The following is a 24940-nucleotide window of genomic DNA, read 5'->3' on the forward strand; positions in this document are numbered from 1 at the left end:
ATTGATGAGCAGATTGCCTTCGATTCGGCTGGGGAAATCGCGGATGAATCCGCTCCTACGGCGGTTTCGGCATACGCTATAGGCACCGTAGGAGCGAATTTATTCGCGACCAAGAGCCTCCGGATGGCACCAGGACCGAAGCCGGGATGCACCCCGTCACCGACAACAGACGGTCAAAACCCAGTCGAAGCCCGGCAGCTACCGTCGGTCCCGTTCCCGAATCCGAGGTCCGGTGAGCTTGCGCCAGAACTGCTTGATCCGGCGTCCCCAGCGTTCCATCCAGGTGTAATGCAGATAACGCCGGTCGCGCTCATCGACCTGATCGAGGCGGCGGCGGTATTTGTGCTTGACCCAGGCATTGAGGTCAAAGCGGCGGGCGGTATTGAAAAGGAAGCGATTGATCGGTCGCCATCCCCGGCGTCGCAGAGTGGCCACGCCAAAATCGATGACCCAGGGTCGGCCCTGCTCATCCACCAGGATATTGTCCTTGCGCTTCAGATCAGCGTGCCCGACCCCGGCAGCGTGCATGCGGCGGATGATGCGCAGCAGGCGCTGGAAGAAGTCCGCCGGGTCGGGGATCTGGGCATGGCGCAGACTGTCGCCGGGAATGTACTCAAGCACCAGGAAACGACCGCCCAGCAGGCCGAGACAACGCGGGATGCCCTCGATGCCCTCAAGCTGCTCATAGACCCGCGCCTCCCGGCGCAGCATCCGGATCGACAGCCAGCGATAGAGAGAACGGGGGGGTGCCTTGATCACCAGTGCCCGGTCACCGTCCTGGTAAAGGAGAACCTGGCCCTGATATCCTCGGGACAGCTTGTGCTGTCCCGACTCAATGGCTGCCTGGGTCCAGGAGAGAAGCTCTCCTTGTTCCGATTCCGTCAAAGCCGTTGGGCGCATGTAAGCGGCTTTAGAAGACCACCAGATGCCAGGCACAGTAGATCATGTAGGCCACCAGCAGGGGTTCGCCGTTGCCCATCAGGCTTTGGCGAAAGGACCAGCCACCGAAGCGAAAACCCCGACCCTTGAATTTCGGCCACAGGGCATAGGTATCCCGCGACCAGTTTTCCCACTGTTCACCAAAGAGCTTGTGCAGCTTGCGGTCCTCATAGGAAATGGCGGGCGGGTAGTAAAACCACAGGAAGGCAATCATCACCGGGATTGACCACCAAAGCTGGGAGGCAATGCAGAAGCCGACCAGCACCAGGATATTGCCCACGTAAAGCGGATGGCGGACGTAGGCGTAGGGGCCGTCGGTGGCCAGTTCCTTGTTTTTCTTGACGTGGCCGGAGGCCCACAGGCGAATCAGAATGCCCAGGCCGGCGATGCTGAAGCCTACCCAGTAGAGGCTGACCAGGCCCGGCTCGGCCATGATGGCCAGTACCAGGATGTAGGCCATGGCCAGTAGCTGGCGAGACGGCTCGTGATAACGCATTTCCCGGATCAGCTTGTGAACCGGGTTACGGGCTTCTGGCAAATGACGGGTACGATGGGACATTCCGGCGCTCTGGTGATGATAAAACCCGGAATATTACCGGACTTGGACGGGTCAGACCACTCCCCCGGTGCTCAGCGACGGTACTCCAGTGCCAGGAACAGGCTCCGGTCCCGGCCCGGAAAATAGCGGTATTCGTCGAAGGCAAAATCCGCGCGCTCGGCGTGGGGGCGGTCGCTGAGGTTTTGTACCCGTGCATGCAGCCACCAGTCCTCCCGGAGCGCCTGGCTTGCCTTCAGGCTGAAAACGGTGTGTCCGTGATAGCGGCGCTCATTGGCATTGTCCAGGTAATGACTCCCCACATAATTGGCGGCCAACTCGATTTGCCGGCCATTATGGGGCTGCCAGAGCAGGCGGGCCGAGCCCAGCCCGCGGGGTGCCGAGCTGATTTCATCACCCCGCTCGATTGGCTCGCCATCGGTCCGGTCGAAGGCCCAGGTATGGCGGGCGCGGCTGGCATTGAGCGCCACGGACCACTCGGTGGACAGGGGCAGCCGCAGGTCGAGTTCAATCCCCCGGTGGCGGGTGGCCCCATCGCTGACATTGAAGCCATCCGAATCACGGAAGATGAAGTTGTCCTTCTCCATGTAATAGGCGGCCAGTTCATAGCGCAGGATGCCCAGTCGTCCGCGCAGCCCCGCTTCCACCGAATCCAGTTCCTCCGAATCCAGGTCGGCCACCGTCTGGCCTGACTGCAGGCGATAGAGTTCGGTCGCCTGGGGCGCCCGGTAGCCCTGGGCGAGACGAGTAAACAGCGCCTGGTCCTGGCCCAGCTCCCGGGTCAGACCGAGATTCAGGGTGGTGGTGGTGAAGCTGTCGCTGCGATCGTCGGGGCGGGTATAGAGACAGCCGCCAAAGCCGCACTCGCTGCCGTCGTCCCGCCGGTTGCCCGGTTCCAGGCGGTTTCGGTAGTCGTAGTTGAGATACTCCAGCCGGGCCCCGGCTTCCAGGGTACTGCGCTCGCCCAGTTGGCGACTGGCCTGGGTGTAGGCCGCGGCATGCTGGGCGCTGACGCGATAATCGTAGTGGGCCCCCGGCGGCCGTGTTTCGCGCAGGAAATCATTGTCGGCGTCCACTTCGCCGTCCTGATACTGGCTGAGTGCACTGCGGGTGTATTCCAGATCCATGCCGGCCTGGGTCCACCAGCGATCCCCCTGGTAAGACAGCCGATTCATCAGGCCAAGACTTTCCTGGCTGTTCTGTTCCAGCGGCTGGCCGGGCAGGAAATGCTGGAGAAAGTCCATGTCGGTGCGGCGCAGATAGGGCGTGATTTCCAGCTCCCAGCCCGATGCCAGCCCCCGGTCCCAGCGCGCTGCCAGCCGCTGGGCCTCGGCCTTGCGAAAGGCCTCCGGATTGTCATTGTCGGTGGGGCGTTGGCGATAGGCCTCGAAGCCTTCCAGAAAACCGGCGGTGTCCTGGTCCAGCCAGCTGCCGGCAAACAACCAGCTCAGTTCGCCCCCGGCCAGGGGATGCTGAATCCGGGTATTGAGTTTCTGCTGACTGACGCCGCTGTCATCCCGCCAGCCGCCGTCCTCGGTAAGCGTCGCCGAGGCCCGCCAGTCGGTATTCCCCTGGCTGCCACCACCGGAGACCTGGCCACGCCAATAACGGTCCGGGCCGGCCTCGAGGCTGGCCTGGCGGGCCGGTGGATCCAGGGGGCGGCGGCTGATGACGTTGATGGTCCCGTGCAGGGCGTTGGAGCCGTACAGGGCATTGGCCGGCCCGCGGATGACTTCCACGGCCCCGGCCTGCTCGGTGTTGACCTCGAACAGGGCGTTGACGTTGCAGAAACCCGCCGCGCGGATGGGGATGCCGTCTTCCAGGAATTGGAAGGCGCCGCAGGCCCCCGGCCCGGTGAGCACGGGGGAGCGAATCGCGGTGAGGTGTTCCTGGCCGCTATTGCGGGTGACCCAGGTTCCCGGCACCCGGTACATCAGCTCACTGACATGGGTGTGGGCGACCCGCTCGATCTCCACCCCGTCCACCCGGGACACACTGGCCGGTTCCCTTGCCAGGGCCCGCTCGGCTCGGCTGGTGCTGGTGATGATGCGTTCCAGCTCCAGTGCTTCGTCCGTGGGCTTTTCCTCGGATGTGACCTGGGCCTGAGTCAGGGCCGGCATGATGCAAAGGGCGGTCAGCATTGCCGCCGGGCATCGCCTGTTGGGAAACCGCATTCGCCGATTCCTTTTCGCTAGATGTGGTCCGGCTGAGAATTCCTACTTGAACTCAGGCAGACCCAGCAAGGCCTCGGCAAGTTCCTCGATATCCCGATCCATGCGGCGGTCGCCGGTGTGTGCCGGTGAGATATCGCGCAACCACTTCAACAGTTTTTGCAGCTCCGGGGTGGTCTTGAGCGGCGCCTGCAGCTCCACCGCCCGGGCCGCGGCCATCAGCTCAATGGCCAGAATGCGGGCCAGGTTCTCGCAGAGTTGGACCAGCTTCAGTCCGGCCCAAGGCGCCATGCTGACATGGTCCTCCTGGCCGGCGGAGGTGGAGATGGAATCCACCGAGGCTGGGTGGGCCAGGGTCTTGTTCTCCGAGCACAGGGCGGCGGCGGTGACGTGGGCGATCATGAAACCACTTTCCACCCCGGCCTCTTCGGTCAGGAACAGGGGCATGTCCGGATTCACTCCGCGAACCAGGCAATCGCTTCGGCGTTCGGAAATACTGCCGATCTCGGCCCCGGCAACGGCAAGAAAATCCGACACCATGGCAATGGGCTCGGCGTGGAAGTTGCCGCCGGAGATCACTTCGTCATCGAAGATCAGGGGATTGTCGGAGACGCCGTTGAGTTCACACTCGAGTATGCGCCGGGCATGGTCCAGGGTGTCCCGTGCCGCACCCATGACCTGGGGCATGCAGCGCAGGGCATAGGGGTCCTGGACCCGGCTGCAGTTGCGGTGGTTCTCGCGGATCTCGCTGTCACTGAGCCAGCCGCGCAGGGCTTCGGCAGCGGCGATCTGCCCGGGCATGCGCCGGACCGCGTGCAGTCGCGGATCAAAGGGGCTGTAACTGCCGGCCAGCCCCTCCACGCTCAGGGCACCGGCGGCGATGGCCGCATCCCAGAGCCGCTCCAGGCGGAACAGGCCCTCGATGGCCAGACTTGCCGACAGTTGGGTGCCGTTGAGCAGGGCCAGGCCCTCCTTGGCTTGCAGCACCACCGGCTCCCGGTCCACCGCTGCCAGCACATCGCGGCCTTCCAGCACTTCACCCTGGTGGAGGGCCTCGCCTTCGCCGATCAGTGCCAGTGTGAGGTGGGCCAAAGGCGCCAGATCCCCGGAAGCGCCCACGGAACCGCGCTCGGGGATCAGGGGCAGCACATCAGCATTGAGCAGCGCCAGCAGGGTTTCCACCACTTCCGGGCGGATGCCGGAATGGCCAACGGCCAAGGCATTGGCCTTGAGCAGCATCAGCCGACGGGTGGCATTGGGGGCCAGGGCCTCGCCCACGCCGCAGGCGTGGCTGCGCACCAGGTTGTATTGAAGCTGCACCACCTGGTCGCGGGAGATCCGCTTGCGGGCCAGGGCCCCGAAGCCGGTGTTGATGCCATAGCTGACCCGTTCCTGGTCAATGACCCGCTCGACCGCAGCCACGGATTGCTGCATGCGTTCACGGGCGCTCTCTGCCAGGGCAGCGGGACGGGGCGTGGCTTCCCAGTCCCGCAGGGCATCCAGAGTCAGGCTTTCGCCGTCAAGAATCAGGGCTTGTTCGCTCACGCGGGATGACCTCCGATGTAGGTTCGGTCCGGGCGGATGCCGCCCAGTTGATAGATGAGAAATTCCGGCCCGGGGATGTCCCAGAGGGTGAGATCGGCCACTTTGCCCACCTCGATGCTGCCCCGGTCTTCGGCCTCGCCCATGGCGGCGGCCGCATTGCTGGTCACGCCCAGCAGGATTTCCTCGGCGGTCAGGCCGAAGAAGATGGCAGCCATGTGCATGGCCGCCTGCAGGCTGACCACCGGAGAGCTGCCCGGGTTGATGTCGGTGGAAACCGCCATCGGCACGCCGGCCTTCCGAAAGCCGGCAATCGGCGGCAATTTGGTTTCCCGCAGGAAATAAAAGGCCCCCGGGAGCAGCACGGCGGCGGTCCCGTGCTCGGCCATGGCGCGGATATCGGCTTCTTCGGTGTATTCCAGGTGATCGCAGGACAGGGCTCCGAGCTCGGCGGCGCGCCGGGTGGCCTGCATGTTGGAGAGCTGGTCGGTATGGGCGCGCAGGCGCAGCCCGCCGTCTCGGGCCGCAGCGAACAGCCGCTCCATGTCAGCCACGGTAAAGGCGATGCGTTCCACGTAGATGTCACAGGTCTCGGCCAGTTGCTGCTCGATCACCGCCGGCAGGGTCTTCTCGACCAGCTCGTCCATGTAATCTTCCCGGGAGCGGTCGGCCGGAATGGAATGGGCGCCCAGGAACGTGGGAGAGAGGTGGACCGGGGTCTCCCGGTCAAGATGGCGGATGGCCCGCAGCATCTTGAGCTCGTTTTCAGTGTCCAGGCCATAGCCGCTCTTGGCTTCGACCGTGGTCACCCCTTCGGCCAGCAGGGCGGATACCCGGGGCAGGCTCTCCCGCACCAGGCGCTCCTCGTCCGCCTCGCGCACGGCACGCACCGTGGACAGAATGCCGCCGCCACTGCGGGCGATCTCCTCGTAGCTGGCGCCCTCCAGCTTGCGGGCATGTTCGTCCATGCGATGGCCGGCGTAGAGGACGTGGGTGTGGCAGTCGATCAGGCCCGGCATCAGGACCCGGCCGTCGGCATCCACCGTCTCCAGGGCGACGGCATCCTTGTCCACGCCCAGGGCGGCGATTCGTCCGTCCTGGACGGCGATGCTGTCAAAGCCGCCCTGACGAAGGGTGCCGTCCATTGGATATACTCTCGCGTTGCGAATGATCAGGTCGTACACGCTTCGGCCCCATTTGAACTGGCAGTGGAGTAGGCAATGACTCAGCGACTCACCTTTCGGCATGTGCTGACGCCGGAAGGGATGGTAAACGACTGCGCGGTTGTCGTCAGCTCGGCAGGCCGAATTCAGGCCCTGGATGTGCTGGATGCCGCTCGCGGGCCCCTGGATTATGACGGCTGGCTGGCCCTGCCGGGCATGCCCAATGCCCACAGCCATGCCTTTCAGCGCGCGATGAGCGGTTTCGGGGAGGTCCCGGCGGGGCAGGATTCCTTCTGGAGCTGGCGGGACCACATGTACCGCCTGGCCTCGGTGGTCACCCCCGAGCAGATGCGCATCATTGCCGAGCAGGCGTTCGCGGAAATGTTGATGGGCGGCTTCACCCGGGTGGCCGAGTTTCATTATCTGCATCACCTGCCCGACGGCAGCGCGGGCGAGGAGATGGCGCGCGCGGTGGCCGAAGCGGCCGACAATGTGGGCATTGGCCTGAAACTGCTGCCGGTCTATTACCGCAAGGGCGGATTCGATCGCGAGCCTGGCGAGGGCCAGCGTCGCTTCGTGCATCGACACCTGGATGATTTCCTCGAGCTGCTGAGCAAGCTCAAGGATCTGTCACCAGGTATCGCACCCCATAGCCTGCGAGCGGTCCCGCCCGAGGAGCTGGCGGATCTGGTGGCCGGCGCCCGGGGCGTACTGGGCCCGGATATCCCCATCCACATCCACGTTGCCGAGCAGCGTGCCGAAGTATCCGACTGCCAGGCCCGACACGGTCGGTCGCCGGTCACCGTCCTGGCCGATCACGTCGAACTGGACCGCCACTGGAATCTGGTCCACGCCACCCATGCCGGCCCGGATGAGTTGCGGCGGGTGACGGCGGCCGATGCCCGTGTGGTGATCTGCCCATTGACCGAGGCCTACCTGGGCGACGGCCTGTTTCCTGCGGCGGAGTTTCGCCGGCAGGGTGGGTCGATGGCCATCGGTTCCGACAGCAATTGCCGTATCGATGCGGTGGAGGAGTTGCGCTTGCTGGAATACGGCCAACGTCTGCGTCGGGAGCGGCGCTTGCTGCTGGCCGACGAGCGCGGTATCGGGCAGGCCATGTGGAGCGAGATGGCGGTAGCCGGTGCCGCCGCCCTGGGTGATCACGGCTACAACGGTGAGGCTGGCGGCGGAGCCATTCAGTCCGGGGCGTTCGCGGACCTGGTGGTGGTGGATGAAGACCATCCCGCTGTCGCCGGTCATGGGCCGGATACGGCGGTGGATGCCCTGCTCATAGGGGGCGCGCGCGGCGCCGTGCGCGACGTCTATGTGGCCGGGCACAAGCAGGTCAGCCAGGGCGCGCTGCCTGACTCGGATGCTCGTCGGCAGGCCTTTGCCGGGGTAGTGAAGTCGATTTACGGGGAGGAAAAATGAGTGAAAACGAGCAAGAAAACCCATATGTGATCCGCGAGCCAAATACCGAGCGATTGCCCGTGGTGGTCAGTATTCCCCATACGGGCACCCGGGTGCCGGAGGGCATATCCCGTTTCTTCGCCAGCGATGATCTGCATGAACTACCCAACACCGACTGGCATTTGCATGAACTCTATGACTTTCTGCCGGAGCTCGGCATAACCACCATCCATGCGGTCTACAACCGCTTTGTGGTTGATCTCAACCGCCCGCCGGAGAATCGGCCACTCTATCCGGGCCGCTTCGAAACCGGCCTGGTGCCCCTGCATACCTTCCATGGCGAGCCTGTCTGGACCCATGAGCCCGATGAAGACGAAGTGGAACGGCGTCGGCAGCTTTACCATGCCCCTTACCATGAACAGCTTCAGAAGCTTCTCGAACAGACCCGGGAGGAGTTCGGCAGGGCGGTACTGATCGATGCCCACAGCATCATGTCCTCACCCACCCGGATCAACGACGAGTTGCTCAAGGATATTTACCTCGGCGACGGTGAGGGCGTTAGCTGTGATGAGTGGCTGATTGGTGGTCTGGAGGCCGGCTTCGAGGCAGCCGGGCTGCGGGTGGCGAGAAACTATCCCTTCAAGGGGGGGTATATCACCCGCCACTACGGGGCCATGGAACAGGTTGATGCCGTCCAGATCGAAATGGCGCAACGGGTCTACATGAATGAACTGGATCCCGCCGGCGGTCCCCGACACGAGCGCTTCGATCAGACCCGCCAGATCCTTCGCGCCGTCATCCAGGATGTGGTCAAGGGGCTTTGATTGCCGCTCCATAAAAAACCCGGTGCCGCGGGCACCGGGTTTGTCATCCGTTCAGCCGCTTTGATCAATCCGGTTTGACGAAGCGCAGGGTCATGCGGTCGGACTCGCCAATGGACTGAAAATGGGCAATGCAGTCATCCCGTTCCGCGCCTTCGTCCATTTCCCGGCAGGCGCGCAGGCTGGGGGGCAGGGTCCAGACGCCGAAATCATGGTCCTTTTCATCCCGTGGATTGGCATTGATCTCACTGCTGTCCACAAAACGAAAACCCACGCGTTCGGCCAGCTGGATGACATATTCCTCGGGGACGTAGCCACGCTGCGCCCATTCCATGGGGTCCTCACCGGCCGGCGCCCGGTGCTGAACAACGCCGAAGCTGCCGCCGGGGCGTAGTACCTCCAGCGCCGCCCGCATGACTTCCTCGGCCACCTCGTCGTTGACCCAGCCATGGAGGCTGCGGAACGTCACCACCAGATCGGCGGAGTTGGGCTCCCCGAGGCGGGTCTTTCTCGGCGGGTCAAAGGGCAGCACTTCCACATTGCCGTAGATGTCGGGTTCTTCCGCCAGCTTTTCCAGATACGCTTTGCCCAGCCGGGCCTGATAGGCCACTTCTGACTCGGTATCAAAGCTCGCGGCAGTCAGTTTGCCGTGCTCGGCCAGCACCGGAGCAAGGATCTCGGTATACCAGCCGCCACCCGGCCAGAGTTCGACCACATGCTGATCCGCGGCAAGACCGAAAAAGTCCAGGGTCTCGACCGGGTTGCGAGCGTCATTTCGCTCACGATGGGCGTCGGAACGGTGATCGCCTTCGGCGGCTTCCGCCACGGCGGCTCGCACGGCTTCGGCATCCCGGGCCGGCTCCGGTCCCGCCGCACAGCCAATCAGGCCGATGAAAACACCGGAAAGAAGAACAGATCTCGCATTCAATGCATTCATGTCGGCCTCCGCGGGCAGTTTGGAAGGGGCCAGGTGCCACTTGCATCAGTGAACCACGGCAATGCCTCAGGCTAGTGGCCCAAGACGAAGAGCTTAGAGTAGTCGGTCACGGCCGTGAGTTAAAGCGGGGAGGTTAAGCAAAGGCTGGGAGAATGCGCAAGGCGGGGACACGGTCCCCGCCTTGCTTCAAAAGCTGAAAACTCAGCCGTCGCCGCCGGTCTGCTGCGGCCGGTGCTGCATTTCACGGACCCGGTCCTGAGTCTGCTCGGTTTCCTGGCGGCGGTCCTTGACGGTGGTGCAGCGGGTTTCCGGAATTCGGCTGCCGGTGGGCGCTTCATTGCGGCAGATGGTCCGGGTGTCTTCCCGGTCCGGGAATACCGTGGCATAAAAGTCCTCGCTCATGGCGAAGATTTCATCCCGCTCCTTGTCACTGAGCTCTTCCACCTCGCTTACATCGGCCAGGCGCTGATTGAGCTGTTCATTGAGGCGGGCAATCTTCTGGACCTGGTCTTCGCTGAATTCGTCGTCGTCGGCTTCGATGACCTCTTCGGTCAGGGCATTGATGTGAGTGAGGAACTCGTCCACACCCACAACCTGACGATCAACGGTGCGCAGGTGGTTGCCGGCGCAAGCGCCCAGCAGGACACTCAGCAGCAGGGTCAGTCCGAGAACGGAAAAGTGTTGCATTTTCAACATAATGGCTCCCTCTTGGCCTCCCTTTATGGCTCAGGATACGAGCATTACTGTACGAATGAATTCATAGCACCACGTTGTTTTTACGCCCATCGATTGCCCGTGTCAAACCCGGGAAGGCGAATTATTGCTCGGCATGGCAAATGGCGCGCTCCAGCCGGCGCGGCCTTTGTTAGCATATGGGACCATTTTTCGGTCCGTGCCAGGCGCGCGGGTTTTGTCTTGCCCATCCACAGGGGACGGTTTACATGGCGATTCGCAAGTTCGAACTGGTGCTGGAGTCAGCCCGGATGGTGACGCCACGGGTCAGGGAGCTCACTTTCACCCGACGCGACGGTGAGCTTATCGATTATCAGCCGGGGCAGTTTGTCACCCTTCACATGCCCCATGAAGAGCAGATGCTGCGGCGCAGCTACAGTATTGCGTCCATTCCGGAAGAGAGCAGCCAGTCCATTGCCATTGCGGTCACCCATGTGGATGGTGGGCGGGCTACCGAGCGTCTGTTTGCCATGGAGCCGGGGGATGCCGTGGATGCAGTCGGGCCCTTTGGCCGTTTCGTATTGCGTGACGATTCGCCCTGCCGCTATCTGCTGATCGGCACGGGCACCGGGGTGACCCCTTATCGGGCCATGCTCCCGGAGCTGGAGCGACGAATTGACCTGGAAGATTTCTCCGTGGAGCTGTTTCTCGGCGTGCGTAATCCTGAAGAGCTGCTTTACGGAGAGGACTTTCAGCAGTGTGCCGAGAAGCATGCCGGATTCAACTTCCATGCCTGCTTCAGCCGGGTCATGCCGGAATCCCCCACGGCTTTCCATTATCAGGGCTACGTCCAGGATCAGATCGACCGGGTCAAGCCGGACCCGGAGCGGGATATTGCCTATCTCTGCGGTAATCCGGAAATGATTGATACGGCGGCTCTGAAGCTGAAAGAGCTGGGCTTTCCGGTGCAGAATATCCGGCGGGAGAAGTACATTTCTTCCAATTAGGGAACCTCTGTGCAGAGGTGCCCTGGCAGCTAGGGGCCGGGGAGCGGAGCCTTGCCCGCTCCCCGGCTACTGTCAGAATCGGAAACCGGCAGAAAGCAGGGTAAAGTCACTGCCAAATTGTGTTATTTCCACCTCGACCGGGCCGAAGACGCCGCCAATACCGTAGGCGGCACTGAAATCCTGTTCCGTGTTATTGCCCACCTCGAGCTGGGTAAAGGCGAATCCCAGTTTGCCCTTGATCTTGAAATCACCCGGGTTCTGGAACGCAATGAAACTGCCCAGGTGCAGTAGCTCCCAGTCGGCCTCGCTGCTGCCGCCTAGAAAGCCACTGTTGCTGACGCTGCCGTTGGAAACGGTAATGCCGATCTCCGATTCCGAAGCCGCAACCTGGCGTTCACCCAGATACTGGCCGAAGGCAAAGGCAATGCTGGTGGCATCACTACTGTCGTCGGCATCCAGTTGCACGTTGTTGACCTTCGCAACGTAATAGCGCTCGCCTTCGGCATCTCCGAAAAAGGCGGCCGCCGGCGCACTGGCCACGGCCAGGGTGAGTCCCATCAAGCTGAGCAGGCTTGTCTTTCTCATGCTTGTTACTCCTTTCGTTCGTTAGCCCCCCGATGGAGCCACGATTGAAAAGAAGCCCCCCTTTTTTGGGCCTTAGCTGGCGAGCCGCCGGTACTTGATCCGGTGTGGTTGTTCGGCATCGGCGCCCAAACGCTTTTTCTTGTCTTCCTCGTATTCGGCGTAGTTACCCTCGAACCACTCGACATGACTGTCGCCCTCGAAGGCCAGGATGTGGGTAGCAATGCGGTCCAGGAACCAGCGATCGTGCGAGATCACTACCGCACAGCCGGGGAAATCCAGCAGGGCTTCTTCCAGGGCACGCAGGGTCTCCACGTCCAGGTCGTTCGTGGGTTCGTCAAGCAGCAGCAGATTGCCGCCGGACTTGAGCAACTTGGCCAGGTGAACTCGGTTGCGCTCACCGCCGGAGAGTTCAGCGATCCGCTTTTGCTGGTCTGAGCCCTTGAAGTTGAAGCGGCCCACATAGGCACGGGACTGGGTCTGGTAATTGCCCACTTGGATGATGTCCTGGCCATCGGAGATTTCCTCCCAGACCGTCTTGCTGTCATCCAGGGCATCGCGGCTCTGGTCCACATAGGCCAGTTCCACCGTTTCGCCCACCCGGATCTCGCCGGAATCGGGCTTCTCCTCGCCGGTGATCAGGCGGAAGGTGGTGGTCTTGCCGGCGCCGTTGGGGCCGATCACCCCGACAATGCCGCCCGGGGGCAGATTGAAGCTCAGATCATCGAACAGCAGCTTGTCACCGAAGGCCTTGCGCACGCCGTTGGCTTCCACCACCAGATCCCCCAGGCGCGGGCCCGGCGGGATGTAGAGGGACTTGGTCTCGTTACGCTTCTGGAATTCCTGGGAGGAGAGTTCCTCGAAGCGCTTGAGACGGGCCTTGGACTTGGCCGAGCGGCCCTTGGGGTTCTGGCGTACCCACTCCAGTTCCGCCTGCATGGCCTTGCGCTGGGCGGTCTCCTGCTTCTCTTCCTGCTTCAGGCGCTGTTCCTTCTGCTCCAGCCAGGAAGAGTAATTGCCTTCCCAGGGAATACCGTGCCCCCGGTCCAGCTCCAGGATCCAGCCGGCGACATTGTCCAGGAAGTAGCGATCGTGAGTGACCGCCACCACGGTGCCCGGGAACTCTTCCAGGAAGCGCTCCAGCCAGGCCACGGATTCGGCATCCAGGTGGTTGGTGGGCTCGTCCAGCAGCAGCATGTCGGGCGCCGACAGCAGCAGGCGGCAGAGGGCCACCCGGCGCTTCTCACCGCCGGAGAGATTCTTCACCTCGGCATCCCAGGGCGGCAGGCGCAGGGCATCGGCCGCCTGCTCCAGGGTGCGCTCCAGGTTCCAGGCATTGGCCGCCTCGATCTTGTCCTGCAGCTCCGCCTGCTTGGCCATCAGGGCCTCGAAATCGGCGTCCGGATCGGCCATCTGTTCGGAGACGGCATTGAATTCGTCCACCAGGGCCTTGGTTTCCGCAATGCCTTCTTCCACATTGCCGCGCACATCCTTGCTCTCGTCCAGTTCCGGCTCCTGGGGCAGGTAGCCGATATTGATACCCGGCTGCGGCCGGGCCTCGCCCTCGATCTCGGTATCGATGCCGGCCATGATCCGCAGCAGCGTGGACTTCCCGGCCCCGTTAAGCCCCAGCACACCAATCTTGGCGCCCGGGAAAAAGGACAGGGAAATATCGCGCAGGATCTCTTTCTTCGGGGGAACAACCTTGCTCACCCGATTCATGGTGTAGACGTATTGAGCCATGGTTCTCGCCAGAAATTAGTGTTGCGGGAAGAAGATGGGAGCGGATTATCCCGGAGGAGGGGGCGGGGGACAAGGGTAAGGAGCGGCGAGCTACGAGCTACGAGCTACGAGCGACGAGCGACGAGCGGCGAGCTGGCCGTGCAAGCTGAAAGGCCTACTGTATTCTACTGGCCACCTTCCAATGACAAGTTATGAGAACCCCAAGGTCTGCCGAAGCAGCACGGCTGTCCCGCATGCACGGCCAGCTCGCCGCTCGTCGCTCACAGCTCGCCGCTCCCCCTAGCGGATCGGGGGTTCCCCGAACTCATTGGCGTCCGGGTCGTAGCTGGATTGGAAGGCCTCCACGCTGGCGGCGGCATCCTTGACGCTTTCGAAGCGGGCGATATGGAACAGGGCCTCGCCTTCGTATGCCAGGGGCAGTTCGGAGCGGCCGATGATCACTCCGGAGACCGGGGACTGCATTTCGTTCTGCGACTCACCAAAAGGATCGGCGATCCGGCCCAGGACCTGGCCTTTTTTCACATGGGCGCCCAGGGCGAGATTCATTCGGACGATGCCGCTGGCCGGTGCCCGCACCCAGAGACTGGAGCGAGCCACGACCGGCTGCTTGCGGGGTTTGCGGCCGCGGACCGCCGGCAGCATGCCCAGTTTGCGCATGACATTGATGACGCCTCGCTCACCGGCACGAATACAGACTTCATCAAAGCGAAGCGCCTCGCCGGCCTCGTAGAGCAGGGTCTTGATGCCCTTGGCCGAGGCCTGTTCCCGCAGGGAGCCTTCCCGCAGGTCGGAGCTCATCATCACCGGTGCACCGAAGGCTTCCGCCAGCGCCATGACCTCGGGGTCGTCCAGGTCGGCGCGGATCTGGGGCAGGTTGGAGCGGTGAATGGCAGCGGTGTGCAGGTCGATGCCGTGGGTGGCCTTGGAGACGATTTCCCGCATGAAGATACTCGCCTGACGGGCAGCCAGGGAGCCCTGATTGCTACCGGGGAAGTTCCGGTTGAGGTCACGGCGGTCGGGCAGGTAGCGGGACATGTGCAACACGCCCAGCACATTGACGATGGGCACCGCGATCAGCGTGCCCCGCAGCCGTTGCAGATTGCGCCGCAGCAGCACCCGGCGGATGATCTCGATGCCATTCAGTTCATCCCCGTGGACAGCCGCGGAGACGAACAGCACCGGCCCCTCACGGCGGCCATGGACCACATGCACCGGCATGGTAATGGGGTTGTGGGTGTAGAGATGCCCCAGGGGGACATTGATGGTCTCCCGCTGGCCGGCGGCGACCTCGGTATTGGCAATCCGCATTGGGGCTCTGGCCATGGTCTCTTATCCCTTGCCGCGCGTACGGGTCTTGCCCGCCTTGCCGTTCTTTTCCATGAACTCGATTATGCGCGCGGCGATGTCCTTGTTGGTCGCTCTTTCAATACCTTCCAGGCCCGGCGAGGAATTCACTTCCATGACCACCGGCCCGTGGTTGGAGCGAAGAATATCCACCCCGGCCACATTGAGGCCCATGATGCGGGCCGCGCGAACCGCCGTTGAGCGCTCCTCGGGGGTGATCTTGATCAGCTCGGCATGCCCGCCCCGGTGGAGATTGGAGCGGAATTCCCCCTCCTTGGCCTGGCGCTTCATGGAGGCCACCACCTTGTTCCCGATCACGAAACAGCGAATGTCGGCACCGCCGGCCTCCTTGATGAACTCCTGCACCAGAAAGTGGGCGTTGAGCCCCCGGAAGGCATCAATCACCGATTCCGCCGCCTTGCGGGTCTCGGCCAGAACCACTCCCACGCCTTGGGTGCCCTCGGTGAGCTTGATGACCACCGGGTGGCCGCCCACCAGGCGTAGCAGATCCTGGGTATCGTCAGGGGAGTGGGCAAAGCCGGTCACCGGCATGCCGATTCCCCGGCGGGACAGCAACTGCAGGGAACGCAGCTTGTCCCGGGAGCGGCTGATGGCCACCGACTCGTTGAGCGGGAAGACGCCCATCATCTCGAATTGCCGCAGCACCGCGGTGCCGTAGAAGGTGATGGAGGCCCCGATCCGGGGAATGACCGCATCCACTGCGTCCAGTTGAGCCCCCTTGTAATGAATCTCGGGATTGTGCCCGGCAATGCTCATGTAGCAGCGCAGGGGATCAATCACCCGGATTTCATGTCCCCGTTCACGGGCGCTCTCCACCAGACGGCGGGTGGAGTACAAGCGCGGATTGCGGGATAGCACGGCAATCTTCATGCAAACCTCTCAGTCTTCTTCGACGGTTTCGTCATTGTTGTCATCGTCGGCTGATTCTGCCCCTGCCAGGAAAGAGCGAGCCGGGTCCACCAGCACTCGGCCCCGCATGGCGGTTCGCCCCAGCAGCATTCTAAAGCGCATGGTATCGCGGCTGGTGAGCGTCATTTCAATGGGCCAGGTTTCCCCGCCCACGGTCACCGGGCTTTGGATCACGAAGCGCTCCTCGCTGTGTCCGCCGGAGTCGGTGACCAGGCGTTGGTCCACCGCCGGTGCTTCACAGAATATCTCGATATCCGTGCGCAGTTGCTCCGGGTGGATCCCGAAGCGGACCCAGGTTTTCCCGTCTCTCTCAAAACTCTTCACGTCGAAGGCGTGCAGGCAGGAGGTGCGTGCGCCGGTATCCACCTTGGCCTTGATCCGGGGCAGGCCCAGCTCCGGCAGGGCCAGCCATTCACGCCAGCCAACGGTCAGCAGTTCCCGGTTTTTCCGTTTCGAGGACACGGGCTATGATCTCCATCCGATTGTCAGCGCTGATCAGTCTGCCACTATACTGGGGCCGCTCGGTTTCAGGGAACCTCCAAGGGAGTCATTCATGTCAGCACGGTCTGTGGACCCAAACGAGCCTTCGGTGCTGCTTTTTAGTGGCGAGAGTCTGCGCCGCTACGGTTTCGGCGACGGTCATCCCTTCGGCCCGGATCGCCAGGATGCCTTTCTCAAGGCGGCCGACGATCAGGGCCTGCTGGCGCGCGTCAGCCACCGTGAGCCGGTGGAGGGCGATGATTTCCAGGCTCGCCTGTTCCATACCGACGAGTATGTGGATTTTGTCGCCCGCCGCAGTGCGGATGGCCTCGGCTACCTGGACGGGGGTGACACCCCGGCCCAGGCCGGCATTCACGAGGACGCCCTGCGGGTGGTGGGCACCGCCGTGGCCGCCGCCGATGCCCTGATGCGCGGCGAGGCCAGGCGCGCCTTCGTCCCCATCGCCGGCCTCCACCATGCCGCCCGCGACGCCGCTTCCGGCTTCTGCGTCTACAACGACTGCGGCGTCGTCATCGAGCACCTGCGCCGCCAGTATGGCCTGGCGCGAGTGGCCTATGTGGATATTGACGCCCACCATGGCGACGGGGTCTATTACGGCTTCGAGGATGACCCGGCAGTGATCTTCGCCGATATTCACGAAGACGGCCGTTTCCTCTTCCCCGGCACCGGCGCCGCCGAAGAGACCGGCGAGGGCGCCGCCGCCGGCAGCAAGCTCAATATCCCCCTCGCACCGGGCGCGGGGGATCGCGAGTTCTTCGAAGCCTGGGCCCAGGTGGAAGACTTCCTCGAGTCCCACCAGCCCGAGTTCATCCTGCTTCAGTGCGGCGCCGACCCCCTCGCCGGCGACCCCATCACTCACCTGCGCTTCAGCGACGAGCCCCACCGCCACGCCACCCTCAGCCTCGCCCGCATCGCCGACCGCCACGCCCAGGGCCGCCTCCTGGCCACCGGCGGCGGAGGCTACAACCGCCAGAACATCGGTATTGCCTGGTCAGCGGTTCTGTCGGCCCTGATAGAGAGCAATGATGCTTAAATGCTGCCAGGGGGGAGACAGGCAGAGGACGGACAATGTATTGCTTGTTCTGGATCTGACTTCAACCACAGAGAATGGATAGCCACAAGCGATTGGCTTCGTGGAAGCATGTGCAAGGAGAAGAAAAATGGATAGCTTGGGTAATGACTCCTATGGGAAGCGGCTGGCAGGGCTGATTGTCGTAGCGCTTGTCCTGACCCTGCTCTCCTGGATGAGCCTCACCGCGACGGTTGCCACAATCGACAGTCCGGTGGTGCTTACGGCTTTTGCCGTCGGGTCACTGTCGACGCTTTTTGCCATCGCAGCCTTCGTGATTTTCTTCTCCCGTGTGCGCGAAGACAAAGATGCCCCCTCACAAGGCCTGCCGCCCAAGCGTCGATTCATCGCACTTGCCGTTGCCGTGGCATTCGGATGCGGCCTGTACCTGATCGGCGTATCCGGTGTTACCGGAAACCAGGCGCTTTTCCTGTCGTTGTGGTGGGTGCTGCCTGCATTGATTGCGCCAGCATCGCTGATCGTTCAGAACAGGCAGTACATCAATATTTTCGGCTGGGCCTGCATTGGGCTGCTGTTGCTCGGCTTGATCCTCGCAAATGTCTTCTGAGCATGGTGGGGGTGACGGCCAGGTGATTGGAGCCACTTGACCGGTGGAGTAGAGTGGTTGTTGCCCCGATCTGGAGAGTCCGCGATGAGCAATCAAGCCGTTCGCCAAGGCGAAACAGACATCACCTGCCTCGAAGACGTGGCTCCACTGGCAGACTATTCACTGATGGAGAATCTGGTCCGTGATCCGGATGCGGACCCCGAGGGCCAGGATCATCAGCCCAGGCAGGTGTTTTCAGGCCATTACGTTCCGGTCAGGCCGACACCCATCGAAAACCCGGCCTATGCGGCCCACAGCCCGGAACTGTTTCGGGAGCTGGGCTTTTCTGACCGCCTGGCCCAATCACCGGACTTCATGGCCATGTTCTCCGGAGACCTTTCCGTCGTGCCCGAGTCCATGAGACCCGTCGGTTGGGCATGCGGCTATGCGCTCTCCATCTACGGCACGGAATTTACCCAGCAGTGCCCCTTCCAGACGGGCAATGGCTATGGCGATGGGCGGGCCATCTCGGTACTGGAAATGGTCAACAATGGCCGGCGCTGGGAGATGCAGCTAAAAGGCGGCGGCAGAACCCCATACTGTCGGGGCGCGGACGGTCGTGCCGTTCTTCGCTCCAGTGTGCGCGAATTCCTGGCCCAGGAACATATGCACGCGCTTGGCGTACCCACCTCGCGCTCCCTGAGCCTTTACGTATCCAAAACCGAGACAGTGATGCGTCCCTGGTACTCCGAGGGATCCCGTTCGAGGGAACCCGATCAGCTGCTTGAAGAACCGGTTGCCATCTCCACCCGAGTTGCCCCTTCCTTTATTCGCGTGGGGCAACTGGAGCTGTTCGCTCGGCGGGCCAGACAGCAGGCACACCCCAGCGCATTGGGCGAACTGGGGCAGTTGGTGACCCATCTGATTGATCGTGAATACCCAGCTGCAATTGATCAGGGTTTGCCGGTGCCTGCCAGGGTGTTGATGCTCGCCCGCGAGTTTCGCAGCCGTCTTGCGGCTCTGGTGGCCAATTGGATTCGGGTTGGCTACTGCCAGGGTAACTTCAACAGCGACAACTGTGCCGCGGGTGGATACACCCTGGATTACGGGCCCTTCGGGTTCTGCGAGGCCTTTGATGCGTATTTTCAGCCCTGGACCGGTGGGGGCCAGCATTTCTCATTCTTCAACCAGCCCGTCGCGGCGGAGAAGAACTTCGACAGCTTCTGCTCGGCCATGCAGCCTCTATTGGTAGATCATCCCGATGAACTGGAGCAGCTCGAAGGCATTCGAAGCGAATTCCCCCAGGTAATGGGGACCGAAATGCGAACGATGTGGGCCGCGAAACTGGGGCTCGATGAATTCGAGCCCGAGCTGTTCAAGCAACTGGTCCAGCTAATGATGGAAACCCCGGTGGACTACACGATCTTCTTCCGGGAGCTCTCGTCGATTCCGGAAACGATCGAATCACTCGAGAAAGGTTTCTATCGCTCAGTCCACGAAGCCCGCGGTGGGAATTGGGAGGGCATCCCGGAGCGATGGACTCAATGGCTTTCAGCGTGGAGAGCAAGAATCAAAGCCGAGGAGAGTACAGGCTCGACTTCAATGGAAGAACGCTCACGCCGGATGAAGGCCGTGAACCCGAAATACACCATGCGCGAATGGCTGGTCGTGCCCACCTATCAAAAAGCCGCACAGGGAGAATACCAGCCCCTGAGAGACCTCCAGGCGGTCTTGACCCAGCCCTATGCTGAACAGTCCAGCGCAGTGGAATCGCAATACAATCAGCGGAAGCCACTGGAATTGTTCAATCTTGGTGGCTTCTCCCACTACAGTTGTTCATCTTGAGTGCCTGCAAGGACTTCTTGGGTTGGTAGGGGGGTGTGCCGGTGGTAGCCCATGATCTGTAGATTTTGGCCAGTGGGAGCAGCCACAGTTTGCGCTTGGTGTTCCGTGCGGTTATGGCTATCGGGAATTTCCCTGGTAGTTCTCAGTGCCGCAACCAATCTGCCCGGGCTCCCAATGACGCCCTTTTCGGGGCCGATTGTCGGACAAATACAATCCACTTCACTCCTGTCTTTTCTTTCAGTCTTTATATGGACGGAAATGTCCAGGCTCTCCCTGCGCAATGGATCGCCACTTCTTCTCCGTGGCTTTCCACTGGTCCCCTGACCCCTGACCCCTGACCCCTGACCCCTGACCCCTGCCCCCCATCCCGCCCCTGGCTAGGGCTCGCCGCCCGTCTCGGTTACAATGCGGGCTTTCCCGTTCATCGCCCAGACCAAGGAATCACGCCATGTTCAGCAAAGACATGACGATTGCCGGATTCGACAGCGAACTTCACGAGGCCATGGAGGCCGAGCGCCGCCGCCAGGAAGAGCATATCGAGCTGATTGCCTCGGAGAACTACACCAGCCCGCGGGTCATGGCCGCTCAGGGCTCGGTGCTGACCAATAAATACGCCGAGGGCTATCCGGGCAAGCGCTACTACGGTGGCTGTGAGCATGTGGACGTGGCCGAAAATCTGGCCATTGAGCGGGCCAAGCAGCTCTTTGGGGCCGATTACGCCAATGTGCAGCCCCATTCCGGCTCCCAGGCCAATGCCGCCACCTATCTGGCCCTGATGAAGCCCGGCGACGGCCTGCTGGGCATGAGCCTGGACCACGGTGGGCATCTGACCCACGGCGCCAAGCCCAATTTCTCCGGCAAGCTGTTCAGCGTCGAGCAGTATGGCCTCAACCCGGACACGGGTGAGGTGGACTACGATCAGGTGGCCGAGCTGGCCCGCAAGCAGAAGCCCAAGGTCATCGTTGCCGGTTTCTCGGCCTATTCCCGGGTGATGGACTGGGCCAAATTCCGGGAGATCGCCGACAGCGTGGGCGCCTATCTGGTGGTGGACATGGCCCATGTCTCCGGCCTCATCGCCGCGGGCCTCTACCCCAACCCGGTGCCCCATGCCGATGTGGTGACTACCACTACCCACAAGACCCTGCGCGGGCCTCGTGGCGGGCTGATCCTGGCGCGCAAGAACGAGGAAATCACCAAGAAGCTGCAGTCGCTGATCTTCCCCGGGACCCAGGGCGGGCCCTTCATGCATGTGATCGCGGCCAAGGCCGTGGCCTTCCTGGAGGCCCTGAAGCCGGAGTTCAAGCAGTATCAGCAGCAGGTGATCGACAACGCCCGCACCCTGGCCGATTCCCTGGCCGCTCGTGGCCACAAGATCGTGTCCGGCGGGACCGACAACCATCTCTTCCTGCTGGATCTGATCGACAAGGACATCAGCGGCAAGGACGCGGATGCAGCACTCGGCCGGGCCAATATCACGGTCAACAAGAACACCGTGCCCAATGACCCCCGCTCGCCCTTCGTGACCAGCGGTCTGCGTATCGGCACGCCGGCGGTGACCACCCGCGGCATGGGCAAGGCGGAGATGGAGCAGCTTGCCGACTGGATTGCGGTGGTGCTTGAAGACGTCAACGACGAGGGCCGGGTCCGGCGCGTCAAGCAGGAAGTCCTGGAGCTGTGCCGGCGCTTCCCTGTCTACGGCGACTGAACGGCAACCGGCCTGACCGGTGGTGAGCGATGCACTGTCCCTTCTGTAATTTCGAGGATACCCGGGTGATCGACTCCCGGCTGGCGGGCGAGGGCAGTCAGGTGCGCCGGCGGCGGGAGTGTGGCCGCTGCGGCGAACGCTTTACCACCTTCGAGAGCGCCGAGCTGGTGATGCCCCGGGTGGTGAAGGAGGGCGGCTCACGGGTGCCCTTCGATGAAGAGAAACTCCGGGCCGGCATGACCCGGGCGCTGGAAAAGCGCCCCGTGGATACCGAGGCGGTGGACGCGGCCCTGGCGCGGATCATGCACCGCATTCGCGCCACCGGCGAGCGGGAGGTCAAGTCCCGACAGATCGGGGAATGGGTGATGGACGAGCTGCGGGGCCTGGATGAGGTGGCCTATGTGCGCTTCGCCTCGGTCTATCGCAGCTTCCAGGACGTGGAGGCCTTCAGCGAGGAAATCGAACGCCTGCGCGCCACCCCGGACCCGGCGCTCAAGCGGCAACAACTGACCCTGTTGCCGGATGCCAACGGCAATCGGGGCAAGTGGCGGAAATGACCGCCGCACCCACCTCCGCGGATATCCGCTGGATGCGGCGGGCCCTGGTACTGGCCGCTCGCGGCGAGTACAGCACCGACCCCAACCCGCGCGTGGGCTGTGTGCTGGTTCGTGACGGCGAGATGGTGGGTGAGGGCTGGCATGAGCGCCCCGGCGAGGCCCATGCCGAGATTCATGCCATCCAGGCCGCCCGTGGGGCGGCCCGCGGGGCGACCGCCTATGTCAGCCTGGAGCCCTGTGCTCATCAGGGGCGGACCGGGCCCTGCTGTGTGGCGCTGGCCGAGGCCGGCGTGGCTCGGGTGGTGGCGGCGGTAGCGGATCCCAATCCCCAGGTGGCCGGCCGGGGCATGGCCTATCTGGCCGAGCGCGGCATCGACACGTTGACCGGCGTACTGGCGACCGAGGCCGAAGCGCTCAACCGGGGCTTTTTCCACCGCATGCGGCATGGGCGGCCCTGGGTCACGGTCAAGCTGGCCGCCAGCCTGGACGGGCGCACCGCCATGGCCAGCGGCGAGAGCCGCTGGATTAGTGGCGAGGCGGCCAGGGACGATGTCCACCGTCGCCGGGCCCGCTCCTCGGCGGTCATGAGCGGGATTGGCACGGTCCTGGCGGATGACCCGCGCCTCAATCCGCGCCTGCCGGGGCTGGAGCGCCAGCCGCTGCGGGTGGTACTGGACAGTGAATTGCGCACGCCGCCGGATGCCGCCCTGTTTTCCACTGCCGGCCCGGTGCTGATCATGGCCGCCGGGCAGGCCGCCCCGGAGCGGCGCCAGGCGCTGACCGCGGCGGGGGCCACGGTGCGGGATTTTCCCGGCCGCCGCCCGGCCCTGTCGGCTGTTTTGGCCAGTCTGGCGAAACAGGACGAGGCCAATGAAGTCATGGTGGAGGCGGGTGCCGGTCTTGCCGGTGGCCTGCTCGAGGCGGGCCTGGTGGATGAAATCTGCCTCTATCTGGCGCCCCATCTCATGGGCGCCGATGGGCGCGGGCTGTTTGAGCTGCCGGGCCTGGAGGCCATGCAGGATCGAGTGCGGCTGGAGATCCGGGATCTGCGACAGGTGGGAGAGGATCTGCGGCTGTTGCTGCGGCCGAGAAACGGAGACGATTGATGTTCACCGGTTTGATTGAAGGCCAGGGGCGGGTTCGGGCCCTGCGTCGCCAGGGGCAGGATGCGCGCCTGGACATTGATACCAGCGGTCTTGGCATGGAGGACATTGCCGAGGGCGACAGTGTGGCCGTCAACGGCTGCTGCCTGACGGCGCTGGCGCCGCACAAGGCCGGCTTTGCCGCCGACGTCTCCGGCGAGACCCTGTCCCTGACCAGCCTGGGTGATCTGCGCGAGGGCGACCCGGTCAATCTGGAACGCTCGCTGACCCCGAGTACTCGCATGGGCGGGCATTTTGTCACCGGGCATGTGGACGGGCTGGCGCGCTGCGTGGAACGCCGGCGCGAGGGGGCCTCCTGGCGCTTTGGCTTTGAATTGCCCGGCAGGCTTGAGAAGTACGTGGCCCGCAAGGGCTCCATTGCCATTGACGGCATCAGCCTGACCGTCAATGAAGTCAGCGGTCGACGCTTCGGGGTCAACATCATTCCCCATACGTTGGAAAAGACAAATCTGGACCGCTGCCAGGTGGGCACCCGGGTCAATATCGAGATTGATCTGGTGGCCCGCTATCTGGAACGCCTCATGGGCCTGGATGCCCGTCAGCCCGATGGCAGCCTGCGCACGGATCTGCTGGCGGACAAGGGCAACTGATTCTTACCTCTGGACTAGCTGGATAATCATGGCATTCAACCGCATCAGCGAAATCATCGACGACCTGCAGGCCGGCAAGATGGTCATCATGGTGGATGACGAGGACCGGGAGAACGAGGGCGATCTGATGATGCTCTCGGAAAAGGTCACCCCCGAGGACATCAACTTCATGGCCCGTTATGGCCGGGGCCTGATCTGCGTCACCCTGACCCGGGAGCGTTGCCAGCGCTTGCGCCTGCCCCTGATGGTGAGCGAGAACGATGCCTCCTTCGGCACCAACTTCACGGTTTCCATCGAGGCCGCCGAGGGGGTCACCACCGGCATTTCCGCCCATGACCGGGCCCGTACCGTGCAGGTGGCGGTGGACCCCGAGACCCGCCCCGAGGACCTGGTTCAGCCGGGGCACATCTTTCCCATCATGGCCCAGCCGGGCGGCGTGCTGACCCGGGCCGGCCATACCGAGGCCGGCTGTGATCTCGGGCGCATGGCGGGCCAGATTCCCTCCTGCACCATTGTCGAGATCCTCAACGAGGACGGGACCATGGCCCGGCGGCCGGATCTGGAGAAGTTCGCCAGGGAGCACGGGCTCAAGATGGGCACCATTGCCGACCTGATCCGGCACCGCATGGACACGGAGCACACCGTGGAGCGGATCTATTCCCGCAAGGTGCCCACCGAGTTCGGGGAGTTCGATCTGCACGCCTACGAGGATCATCTGCACAAGACCGTGCACATCGCCCTGACCCGGGGGGAGATCAAGCCGGAGACCCCCACCCCGGTGCGCGTGCATCTGCAGGACACGCTCGGCGATGTGGTGGGCATTGAATGGAAGTCCATGGGCTGGCCGCTGCGCAATGCCATGCGCCGCATTGCCGAGGATGGCGGGGTATTGGTGATTCTGCGGCCCGAGGATAACCCCCGGGATCTGATCGAGCGCCTCCAGCACGGCCCCGACCTGCCCGAGCCCGACGAGGCCCCGGGCGAGGACGGTGCCACGGTGCTCAGGACCTACGGCATCGGGGCCCAGATCCTGGCTGACCTTGGGGTGCGCAAGATGAAGGTGCTGTCGGCACCCAAGCGCATGCAGGGCATTTCCGGCTTCGGCCTGGAAGTGGTGGAATACGTGGGTACCAGCGATAGCTGATC

General features: G+C 63.3%; 23 protein-coding genes. 11 read left to right on the forward strand and 12 right to left on the reverse strand.

All coding sequences use genetic code 11. The features are described 5' to 3' along the window. Positions 1–198 precede the first annotated feature (198 nt). The 5 genes from VCB98_RS01425 to hutI form a co-directional block, all read right to left on the reverse strand. On the reverse strand, positions 199–900 hold the full coding sequence (locus VCB98_RS01425; protein WP_346049721.1) for a protein kinase domain-containing protein: 702 nt from the start codon (positions 898–900) through the stop codon (positions 199–201). A gap of 10 nt (positions 901–910) precedes the next feature. Further along, the gene (locus VCB98_RS01430; protein ID WP_346049723.1) at positions 911–1498 is read right to left on the reverse strand and encodes a methyltransferase family protein; all 588 of its coding nucleotides are present in this window, start codon (positions 1496–1498) and stop codon (positions 911–913) included. A gap of 71 nt (positions 1499–1569) precedes the next feature. Continuing rightward, complete coding sequence (locus VCB98_RS01435) at positions 1570–3669, reverse strand: TonB-dependent receptor (RefSeq protein WP_346049726.1); 2100 nt, start codon at positions 3667–3669, stop codon at positions 1570–1572. 42 nt (positions 3670–3711) lie between these two features. Further along, positions 3712–5211 (reverse strand): histidine ammonia-lyase, encoded by a 1500-nt coding sequence (gene hutH / locus VCB98_RS01440; RefSeq protein WP_346049728.1) that lies wholly within the window; start codon positions 5209–5211, stop codon positions 3712–3714. After that, positions 5208–6353 carry an imidazolonepropionase gene (hutI, locus tag VCB98_RS01445; protein ID WP_346049730.1) on the reverse strand — a complete coding sequence of 382 codons (1146 nt, stop codon included), beginning with the start codon at positions 6351–6353 and terminating at the stop codon, positions 5208–5210. The genes hutH and hutI overlap by 4 nt, the downstream gene beginning before the upstream one ends. 75 nt (positions 6354–6428) lie before the next feature. On the opposite strand from hutI, the gene hutF reads away from it, so the two are divergent. Both hutF and VCB98_RS01455 read left to right on the forward strand, forming a co-directional pair. Next, positions 6429–7802, forward strand: a complete 1374-nt coding sequence (hutF, locus tag VCB98_RS01450; protein ID WP_346049732.1) for a formimidoylglutamate deiminase — start codon at positions 6429–6431, stop codon at positions 7800–7802. After that, on the forward strand, positions 7799–8605 hold the full coding sequence (locus tag VCB98_RS01455; RefSeq protein ID WP_346049734.1) for an N-formylglutamate amidohydrolase: 807 nt from the start codon (positions 7799–7801) through the stop codon (positions 8603–8605). Before hutF ends, VCB98_RS01455 begins: the two co-directional genes overlap by 4 nt. A gap of 64 nt (positions 8606–8669) precedes the next feature. Here the strand turns inward: VCB98_RS01455 and VCB98_RS01460 are convergent, their stop codons facing one another. Both VCB98_RS01460 and VCB98_RS01465 read right to left on the reverse strand, forming a co-directional pair. Continuing rightward, positions 8670–9539, reverse strand: coding sequence for a class I SAM-dependent methyltransferase (locus VCB98_RS01460; protein WP_346049736.1), 870 nt, complete (start codon positions 9537–9539; stop codon positions 8670–8672). A gap of 201 nt (positions 9540–9740) precedes the next feature. After that, the gene (locus VCB98_RS01465) at positions 9741–10235 is read right to left on the reverse strand and encodes a hypothetical protein (protein ID WP_346049738.1); all 495 of its coding nucleotides are present in this window, start codon (positions 10233–10235) and stop codon (positions 9741–9743) included. A gap of 245 nt (positions 10236–10480) precedes the next feature. On the opposite strand from VCB98_RS01465, the gene VCB98_RS01470 reads away from it, so the two are divergent. Further along, a complete protein-coding gene (locus VCB98_RS01470) occupies positions 10481–11218 on the forward strand; it encodes a ferredoxin--NADP reductase (protein ID WP_346049740.1) in 738 nt (245 codons plus the stop codon). A 72-nt stretch (positions 11219–11290) separates the two neighbouring features. Here the strand turns inward: VCB98_RS01470 and VCB98_RS01475 are convergent, their stop codons facing one another. The 5 genes from VCB98_RS01475 to VCB98_RS01495 form a co-directional block, all read right to left on the reverse strand. Continuing rightward, a complete protein-coding gene (locus tag VCB98_RS01475) occupies positions 11291–11803 on the reverse strand; it encodes a hypothetical protein (RefSeq protein WP_346049742.1) in 513 nt (170 codons plus the stop codon). 72 nt (positions 11804–11875) lie between these two features. Further along, a complete protein-coding gene (ettA, locus tag VCB98_RS01480) occupies positions 11876–13543 on the reverse strand; it encodes an energy-dependent translational throttle protein EttA (RefSeq protein WP_346049744.1) in 1668 nt (555 codons plus the stop codon). A gap of 279 nt (positions 13544–13822) precedes the next feature. After that, positions 13823–14866, reverse strand: coding sequence for a succinylglutamate desuccinylase/aspartoacylase family protein (locus tag VCB98_RS01485; protein ID WP_346049746.1), 1044 nt, complete (start codon positions 14864–14866; stop codon positions 13823–13825). 6 nt (positions 14867–14872) lie between these two features. Continuing rightward, positions 14873–15778, reverse strand: a complete 906-nt coding sequence (rimK, locus tag VCB98_RS01490) for a 30S ribosomal protein S6--L-glutamate ligase (protein ID WP_346049748.1) — start codon at positions 15776–15778, stop codon at positions 14873–14875. Positions 15779–15787: 9 nt separating this feature from the next. Continuing rightward, positions 15788–16252, reverse strand: coding sequence for an ATP-dependent zinc protease family protein (locus VCB98_RS01495; protein WP_406672772.1), 465 nt, complete (start codon positions 16250–16252; stop codon positions 15788–15790). Between the two features lie 118 nt (positions 16253–16370). On the opposite strand from VCB98_RS01495, the gene VCB98_RS01500 reads away from it, so the two are divergent. From VCB98_RS01500 to ribBA, 8 genes are all read left to right on the forward strand, one after another. Beyond that, entirely contained in the window at positions 16371–17351 is a 981-nt protein-coding gene (locus VCB98_RS01500; RefSeq protein ID WP_346049752.1) for an acetoin utilization protein AcuC, read from the forward strand. Between the two features lie 127 nt (positions 17352–17478). Continuing rightward, positions 17479–17955, forward strand: coding sequence for a hypothetical protein (locus VCB98_RS01505; protein WP_346049754.1), 477 nt, complete (start codon positions 17479–17481; stop codon positions 17953–17955). Between the two features lie 84 nt (positions 17956–18039). Then, complete coding sequence (locus VCB98_RS01510) at positions 18040–19779, forward strand: protein adenylyltransferase SelO (RefSeq protein ID WP_346049756.1); 1740 nt, start codon at positions 18040–18042, stop codon at positions 19777–19779. Positions 19780–20227: 448 nt separating this feature from the next. Beyond that, on the forward strand, positions 20228–21484 hold the full coding sequence (gene glyA / locus VCB98_RS01515; protein ID WP_346049758.1) for a serine hydroxymethyltransferase: 1257 nt from the start codon (positions 20228–20230) through the stop codon (positions 21482–21484). A 29-nt stretch (positions 21485–21513) separates the two neighbouring features. Beyond that, positions 21514–22041, forward strand: a complete 528-nt coding sequence (nrdR, locus tag VCB98_RS01520; RefSeq protein WP_346049760.1) for a transcriptional regulator NrdR — start codon at positions 21514–21516, stop codon at positions 22039–22041. After that, positions 22038–23147, forward strand: a complete 1110-nt coding sequence (gene ribD / locus VCB98_RS01525; protein ID WP_346049762.1) for a bifunctional diaminohydroxyphosphoribosylaminopyrimidine deaminase/5-amino-6-(5-phosphoribosylamino)uracil reductase RibD — start codon at positions 22038–22040, stop codon at positions 23145–23147. The genes nrdR and ribD overlap by 4 nt, the downstream gene beginning before the upstream one ends. After that, positions 23147–23794 carry a riboflavin synthase gene (locus VCB98_RS01530; RefSeq protein WP_346049764.1) on the forward strand — a complete coding sequence of 216 codons (648 nt, stop codon included), beginning with the start codon at positions 23147–23149 and terminating at the stop codon, positions 23792–23794. The genes ribD and VCB98_RS01530 overlap by 1 nt, the downstream gene beginning before the upstream one ends. A 28-nt stretch (positions 23795–23822) precedes the next feature. Then, entirely contained in the window at positions 23823–24938 is a 1116-nt protein-coding gene (gene ribBA / locus VCB98_RS01535; RefSeq protein ID WP_346049766.1) for a bifunctional 3,4-dihydroxy-2-butanone-4-phosphate synthase/GTP cyclohydrolase II, read from the forward strand. The last annotated feature ends 2 nt before the right edge of the window (positions 24939–24940 follow it).

It is taken from the genome of Natronospira elongata (assembly GCF_034931365.1).
Lineage (GTDB): Bacteria > Pseudomonadota > Gammaproteobacteria > Natronospirales > Natronospiraceae > Natronospira > Natronospira elongata.